Origin of the sequence: Candidatus Aegiribacteria sp. (genome assembly GCA_021108005.1) — a bacterium.
GTDB lineage: Bacteria > Fermentibacterota > Fermentibacteria > Fermentibacterales > JCC-6 > Aegiribacteria.
Genome location: JAIORS010000066.1, coordinates 1 through 7,249 on the forward strand (window position 1 = coordinate 1; position 7,249 = coordinate 7,249).

Below are 7,249 nucleotides of genomic sequence, written 5' to 3' on the forward strand. Positions count from 1 at the left end.
ATGTTTGACGATGAAATCCATTGTTCATAGCTTTGGGGATGGATTGGGGGCGGTCCGGAGTGTCCGGGCCTGAGAATGGTACCCCTTGAACTTGAACCGGGTAATACCGGCGTAAGAAAATCCGGAGGTTTTTATGAAACCCGCAGAGATAGCCTGCAATGGCCTGGCTGCCATTCAAAACAAAAAGCCTATGATACATCACATCACAAATACAGTTGTGATGAATTTCACCGCAAACGTTACACTATGTCTGGGGGCGGCTCCGGTAATGGCGCCATGCATCGAGGAGTCCCCCGAAATGGTTTCCTTCGCGGGGGCACTGCTTCTTAATATAGGCACTCTCAACCCGGAGATCGTCAAAAGCATGCTGGCGGCGGGCAGGGTGGCCAACGACCTCGGTATACCCATAGTGTTCGATCCTGTGGGAGCTGGCGCTACAAGATTGAGAACTGATTCAGCGAAGATGATTTCAAGTGAACTTGATATTGCCATCGTTCGCGGAAACGCGGGAGAGGTGCTTGCCCTCTCGGGCTCAGGGGGTAAAGTACGCGGAGTTGATTCTATGGATTCGGTTGAGGGGCGCGTTTATCTTATCTCTTCTTTTGCTGCGGAATCGGGCAGCGTAATCGCGGTTACAGGTGTTACCGATATCGTCACCGATGGTGAGCGGACGGCCAGGATAGACAACGGTCATCCCATGATGGGAAGGGTTACCGGAACTGGCTGCGCCGCGTCAACTTCCGTAGCCTGTTTCTGCGCATCGGTTGAAGATCAATTCCATGCGGCGCTGGGAGGACTTGTCGCCCTTGGTATTGCGGGAGAGAGCGCCGCGGAAGTGTGCGCCGGTCCGGGAACTTTCGTACCATGCTTTCTTGATGCCCTTTCAAATCTGGATTGTGAAATCATCAGGAACCGCGTCAGGGCGGAAATCCTGTCGTGAACCCTGAACAGCTTTCACTGTACCTGGTAACAGACCCTGTTCTTTGCGGAAGCAGGGGGGTTGAGGGTACATGCAGGCTTGCCCTTCGGGCGGGAGTGGGAACATTGCAGCTGCGGGACAAGAACGCGTCCACCCGGGAACTGATTAGCATGGCGGTTATACTGAGGGACCTTTGCGGAGATCACGGAGCGCTATTTATAGTGAACGACAGGATAGACGTTGCTCTTGCTATCGGGGCCGACGGGGTTCACCTTGGACAGGATGATATGCCCGTTCATATGGCAAGAAAGCTATTGGGGCCGGATGCAGTGATAGGGGCATCTGTCAGATCCCCGGAGGAAGCTGCAATCGCGTATGGGGAGGGGGCCGATTATATCGCGGCCAACCTTATCTTTCCAACGGAAACTAAGACAGATATTGGAGAGCCTCTTGGAATCGGAGCGATTTCGAAGCTGAAGAAGGCTTCGCCGCTGCCCCTTGTGGCTATCGGGGGAATAAATGCTTCAAATGTGGATGCTGTCCGCAAAGCGGGGGCCGATGGTATTGCGGTTGTGTCAGCGATAATGACGGCAGAGGATGTTACGGAGGCGGTCAGGATTCTGCTGAAGCGATATATCTGATTTATCGAACAATAAAACATAATACAGATCGGAGATTTCCTTGAGCAAATTAAGTGAAGTTGAAATTACCAGGGCTATTGTAGACACTTACATGAACAGCTTGCTCGACAACCTTGAGCTGGATGTGGCCGTTACAGGAGGCGGACCTGCAGGACTGACTGCTGCAAGGGAACTGGCTCTCAAGGGTCATAAAGTGGCTCTGTTCGACAGAAAGCTCTCCACCGGGGGCGGCATGTGGGGCGGAGGAATGGGCTATAACGTAATTGTAGTCCAAGAAGAAGGGAAACGTATTCTCGAGGAACTTGGAGTGAGAACATCGCTTTACTCTCCCGGTTACTTCACTGCGAATTCAGTTGAATCCATCGCCACTCTCATAGCGGAAGCATGCAGGGCGGGTGTGTCTATTTATAATCTTTTCTCAGTGGAAGACGTAATGGTGGACCATGAAAGGATCACCGGCGTGGTAGTTAACTCCAGTCCGATTGAAATTGCCGGTCTTCATGTTGATCCCGTTTGTATCTCTGCAAAATATGTGATCGAAGCTACAGGTCATCCGCTTGAGGTTCTGCACACCGTTATTGAAAAGACTGGTTTTAGACTGAGAACTCCTTCCGGCAGCATTGAGGGAGAAAGGTCTATGAACGCTGACATGGGAGAGAAGGCTCTGGCGGAAAACACCGTTGAAATTGTGCCCGGCCTCTTTGTTACCGGTATGGCTGCAAATGCAGCCATGGGAGCCCATCGAATGGGTCCTGTATTCGGTGGTATGCTTCTCTCAGGGAAAATTGCAGCTGAGAAGATTAATGCTTTGTTATCGGGGACGTACCACACTTCTTCAACTTGTGGGTGAAATTAGTAAAGTATCATTAATATAATATCAAAAATCACCAATCGATAGACACATTATCAACGTAAATGACATTAAAGTTTGAAGTCAATATTTGGTCGATAATTATCCGGTGAGGTTACCGGATCCTGAACCCATCCGTTCTCAAATCCCAGATCCTCGAGGGTCTTTACCACTCTTGAATATTCTTCCGGGTTGAGTTTTCTTGAAAGCGGTGGATATCTGTGGGAATTGTGGGCGGGATAGTACTGGGACATCAGGCTTATAAAAACGTCAGTTCCCAGTTCTTCCGCTATGAATCGAAGAACCTCCTCTGTTCCGGAGATATCACCAGGCAACACCAGAAGACGGACTAATAACCCCTTATCAGCCGTTCCCTCTGAATTGATCTGTAGCTTTCCCACCTGCCTGAACATCTCCCTGATGGAGTTCATGGTTGTTTCAGGATAGTTTGGAGTATCGGAATAAATTTTTCCGTATTCGTTGTTCCAGTATTTGAAATCGGGAAGGTATATATCCACAAGGCCATCTAGCAACGCGAGAAGCTCCATGGAATCGTACCCGTTTGTATTGTAGACCACAGGCAGTCTGAAACCGCTCTCAGCTGCCTGGCTTAGCGCTTCGAATATCTGAGGAGCGAAATGGGTTGGTGATACGAAACCAGCTGTGGGGCAACCCTCTTCCTGAAAAGAGAGCAATTTCTGGGCCAGAGCAGTTGCAGACATCTCCCATGCTGAAGGAGTATCACCTTCAGGCTGGCTGATGTGGTGGTTCTGGCAAAATACGCATTTCATATTGCATCTTCCAAGGAAGATATTCCCAACGCCACAGTCCCCGGTAAGAACCGGCTCCTCGCCCGCATGGATGCATGAGGAAGCTACTTCCAGAACCTGGCCGGCTTCGCAGTAACCCCTTTCGCCAGCCAGACGGTTTACACCGCACCTGCGCCCGCAGAGATTGCATTCCTCGAGGAGTTTCTCCAGTTCCATGATTCTGGAGGTTATCTCGCCATTTTCAAGCAACCTCAGGTATCCCGGCGTGTACATTATTCCATTTCAGCGGCGAGAATCAGGCGATAGAGTCTGTTGTTTCTGAGAAGATTCTCATGTGTATCAAATGCTTTTAATTCTCCTTCATGCACAAATATCACCTTTTTACTCCTTCTGACGGTAGCCTGTCTATGGGAAACAACAAGGATGAGAGCATCTTTTCTGGCTTCTGTAAGTTCTCTCCAGAAAGCCTCTTCCTTTTCAGCGTCCAGCGCTGCAGTACAGTCATCGAAGAGCAACAGAGAAGGTTTTCCGGCCAGGGCACGGGCAATCGCGATACGCTGCTTCTGCCCACCGCTGACCCCAACTCCACCCTGGCCGAGTACAGTTTCCACCCCGGCTTCAAGTTCTGTTCCATCAAGTCCGGCTATTCGCAGTGACTCGGCTACAACTTCATCAGAAATTTTTCTGGCCAGCCTGACATTTTCTCCAACCGATTCGCTGAATAGAGTGGATTCCTGTGGGACATAGCCCGTTTCAGAGATCATGTATTCATCAGACAATTTTCTCAGATCGGTTCCGTTGTAGAGAATTCTACCCTCGCTGCACGGCAGCTGGCGCGTCAGCATTTTCAATACGGTGGATTTTCCGCTCCCGACCTCGCCGACTAAAGCGAACACCCCCGGACTGCTGAGTTCTATATCAAGCCCAATAACTCCGGCACTGGTGCCCGGGTATCTGAAACCGGCTGTTTCAAGCTTCAGTCTCGAAATGGCTCCTTCGCCTTCAATTCCATCTCTTTTCGGAAAATCAGGAAAATCGAGGATTTCCCTCTCTCTGTCTATGGATGTAAAAGCCTGCCTGGATGCTATAAACAGATTAGGGATATCCATCATTGGAGCGAGGAGCATATCAAGATAAACGTAGAAGGCGTAGAACTCCCCTATACCTATACGGTTCCATATAACGAACAGTCCTCCGATTAACATGACGGTAACTTTTCCTATCTGACCAATAACGCTGTATACACCGTGAAGAAGCATAACAAGCCTTGTTATGGACAAATCTATGCCAAGCCTTTCATCAAGAAGGCGGCGAAGTCTTCCCGCCTGACCTTCCTCGGCATTGTAGGCTTTGATTATGGGAATTCCGGCAAATGTACTGTCAAGAAGATCTCCTGTATGACTTGTAGCTTTTCTGCTTTCCTCAACTCTTTTTCCCAGCCTGTTCTCAACCCGCGAAAAGATCAGGAACATTACCGGTAGAGGAACCAGTGCTATCAGTGTCAGTTCCCAGCTCATGAAGAACATCACTCCGAGGCAGAACACCAGTCTCGATGATGATTCGAGAGCCCTGAAAACAGCAGAACAGCTGAACCATGCTATCCTTGGGTAATCCACTATATCATCGGAAAGCCGTGTTGTAAGGTCTCCGGGTCTGAAAGTATTCCAGAATCTGTAATCTTTCTTCATCAGATTCGAGAAAACCCTGTCTCTTATATCACGACCGATTTTGCTGTTCAGCCAGGCCCTGGCCCCCGGATACAACCCCGCGATGAATCTTGCAAATACAAGAACTGAAAGAATTATTACAATTTTCCGGAATTCGCTGCTGCCTTCGGCATCTCCCAGAACCTTTTGTACGTGATCAAGCAGATAGCGAAAAACCAGCGGGAAACTCAGTGCTACAGCAGTGGATACAAGAGTGAAGACTACCAGAATAACCAGATGTTTCTTATGAGGTTTCCAGAATCCTACAATCCATTTCAGATATCCTCTATACTCAGGCATACGCACCCCCCTGCAGCTGCAGACGGCATAGACCGGCATAGATTCCATCCCTGCTCAGAAGTTCTTCGTGTGTTCCTTCTTCCGCGATAACACCATGCTGGACAACAAGGATCTTTGAAGCATGAGTAACGGTACTCAGCCGGTGAGCAACTACAAGCGCGGTTCTGTTCTTAACTATAAGGTTCGTAGATCTCTGTATCCGCTTCTCGGTTCCCGGGTCAACAGATGAAGTGGCTTCATCAAGAACCAGTATCTCGGGTGCTTTAAGAACAGCTCGCGCATAGTTTATCAGCTGACGCTGGCCCATCGAAAGGTTCAGGCCTCCCTCACTTATACTACCGTTCAGTCCCCCTGGTAAGGCTTCCAGAATGTCTTCAGCTTCTATGGTTTTCAGTGCTTCCCTCTGGGTGGATTCGGGTATACCTTCCCTGAAAACGGTCAGGTTCTCTGACAGTGTTCCTGAAAACAGATTTACGTTCTGGAGCACAAGCCCCAGTCTACTTCTCCAGACACTCAGGCGAAATTCTCTGATATCGGTTCCATCAATGGTGATTCTGCCTTCCGAAGGCTCATAGAATCTCATCAGCAGACTTACAATTGTGCTTTTGCCTCCCCCACTTGAACCCACCATAGCAACCATGGTTTCTCTGGGTATTGTGAAACAGACATCTTTCAGTACCAAGGGGCCATCAGGGTATCTGAACCAGATGTTCTCAAAACGTATTTCTTTCCATACTTCAGGGAAATCAGTTTCATCAAGATGTCCATCCGGCGTAAGTGTTTTCGTTGCGAGAATGTCGAAGAGCCTTTCGGCCGAGGCTGCTGCTCTTTGAACCATATTCAGTGTTTCGGAAAACATTACAACCGGCCCGAAAAGCCGCCTTGTATACTCCACGAACATGACGACGGTACCTATGCTCACAACACCGGAAACAACTCCAGCCCTGCCGGATAGAAGAATAACGATAACAGCAAGAATTTCGCAGCTACCCAAGAAACTCCAGAATCCGTACTCCCAGAAGTAGGCTTTCACCTCACTATTTAAGAATCGTTCTCCTTCTTCATGAATCTTCCGTGATGCCATCCCGGTTGCGCCGAATACCTGTAGAACCGGTACTGATCTTACATATTCGGCAATGAACCCGGATATTCCTGCATAGATGGATCTGACTATTCTGTAAAGTTTCCTCATTTTTTTCAGAACGGGAATCGTCAGAAGCGCAACAGGCAACAATAAGAGGATGATCCACACTGTTATCCTGGCATCAGCCACAAGCATTATTCCAAGTGTTCCGCCTACCATGGCCACGTTTCTGAGCAGTGCCATTGAAACATCACTGAACAGCATTCTTACTCTCTCCGAATCACTTTCAACCCTTGCCATGAGTTTTCCAGTTGGATTCATGTCGAAAAAGGAAAGTGAAAGCGAAAGCATATGACGGAAAACCTTTTCCTTCAGGTCTCTAACGACGGAAAGCCCTACTTTCGTTGTTATTATCACCTGCAGATAGGACATGACCATGGCGAACGAGAACGTCCCCGCAAACAGAAGAGAGTAGAACACAATATCCCCCACTGACTTCCGGGGAATCGCCGTATCAATCACCATTCGAAGAATAAGAGGCCCTAAAAGCTCAGCTGCAACGGATAGGAACAGCAGAACAGTCGCGATTGCAAAGGACTTCTTATGCGGTTTAAGAAAAGGATATATCTTCCTCAGGACATCAAAAGTAGATGTTTTCCTGATTGAAGAATCATCGAATGTATCGTCAAATTGAAAGTGCATTTCATTATTCCTAAAAAGCCGGGTTGCTCCGGGATCAATATCTGTTTTTGAAACTGATTACAGCTTGTTCCATGTATGCAGGAACAGGGTGTTTCTGATTACTGATACAGCCTTTTGATCTTAGTCATAATGGTGCCCTTCGATTGAGTGAAGAAGAAGATTAAATATTCACATTTTTAGAAATGTCAAGGAATGGCAGGAAGTATTTAGTTTGTATTGCATGTTATTAGGATATATAAGATATAATGGGGTAATAATGCCCGGATTCAAGACCTGA

At 48.2% G+C, this 7,249-nt stretch carries 6 protein-coding genes and 1 riboswitch; of the genes, 3 read left to right on the forward strand and 3 right to left on the reverse strand.

Annotation, left to right across the window (positions count from 1 at the left end):
• The first annotated feature begins 35 nt into the window (after positions 1–35).
• A riboswitch (TPP riboswitch) is annotated at positions 36–135 on the forward strand.
• The 3 genes from thiM (at position 134) to K8S15_04035 (ending at position 2,410) form a co-directional block, all read left to right on the forward strand.
• Positions 134–940, forward strand: a complete 807-nt coding sequence (gene thiM, locus K8S15_04025) for a hydroxyethylthiazole kinase (GenBank protein ID MCD4775202.1) — start codon at positions 134–136, stop codon at positions 938–940. (Overlaps the previous riboswitch by 2 nt.)
• Positions 937–1,560, forward strand: coding sequence for a thiamine phosphate synthase (thiE, locus tag K8S15_04030; protein ID MCD4775203.1), 624 nt, complete (start codon positions 937–939; stop codon positions 1,558–1,560). Before thiM ends, thiE begins: the two co-directional genes overlap by 4 nt.
• Before the next feature lie 91 nt (positions 1,561–1,651).
• Positions 1,652–2,410: a sulfide-dependent adenosine diphosphate thiazole synthase gene (locus tag K8S15_04035; protein ID MCD4775204.1), complete on the forward strand. Its 759-nt coding sequence runs from the start codon at positions 1,652–1,654 to the stop codon at positions 2,408–2,410.
• A 71-nt stretch (positions 2,411–2,481) separates the two neighbouring features.
• Here K8S15_04035 and K8S15_04040 read toward each other — a convergent pair whose 3' ends face one another.
• From K8S15_04040 to K8S15_04050, 3 genes are read right to left on the reverse strand one after another with little or no spacing between them, the layout of a single operon-like run.
• Positions 2,482–3,453 (reverse strand): radical SAM protein, encoded by a 972-nt coding sequence (locus K8S15_04040; protein ID MCD4775205.1) that lies wholly within the window; start codon positions 3,451–3,453, stop codon positions 2,482–2,484.
• Positions 3,453–5,186, reverse strand: coding sequence for an ABC transporter ATP-binding protein/permease (locus K8S15_04045; GenBank protein MCD4775206.1), 1,734 nt, complete (start codon positions 5,184–5,186; stop codon positions 3,453–3,455). The genes K8S15_04040 and K8S15_04045 overlap by 1 nt, the downstream gene beginning before the upstream one ends.
• A complete protein-coding gene (locus tag K8S15_04050) occupies positions 5,179–6,972 on the reverse strand; it encodes an ABC transporter ATP-binding protein/permease (protein ID MCD4775207.1) in 1,794 nt (597 codons plus the stop codon). Before K8S15_04050 ends, K8S15_04045 begins: the two co-directional genes overlap by 8 nt.
• Positions 6,973–7,249: the final 277 nt, after the last annotated feature.